The sequence below is a fragment of the Pseudoalteromonas sp. S3178 genome, assembly GCF_005886985.1.
Classification (GTDB): Bacteria; Pseudomonadota; Gammaproteobacteria; order Enterobacterales; family Alteromonadaceae; genus Pseudoalteromonas; species Pseudoalteromonas carrageenovora.
Window position 1 is genome coordinate 1 of the sequence record NZ_PNCW01000667.1, and the last position, 247, is coordinate 247.

Consider the following 247-nt stretch of genomic DNA (forward strand, 5'->3'; position numbering starts at 1 on the left):
TGCTAAAAATATATGTAAAAATCAGATTATCAATAATGATATCGCACTCAATGTAGCGCCGCTAACTGTTAAAAACTCAACCCAGCCCCTCACTCCTAGTTGGCAAGGTGCACATTCATTATTTTGCCCTAAAGAAACGTTTATGAGTAAATTCGTGTCTGCAAACAATCATCTCAAGCGCTTTAATTTGTCATTGGACGATTTTAATACTTATCAAGCTCTACAAAAAAATAGTGGAGAGTTAAAA

The 247-nt window shown here is 34.8% G+C and carries 1 protein-coding gene; it reads left to right on the forward strand.

Features of this window, described 5'->3' with window-relative positions:
* Nucleotides 1-247 (forward strand): hypothetical protein (locus CWC11_RS23250; protein ID WP_212748125.1); only part of this gene is annotated, 247 nt, incomplete at both ends.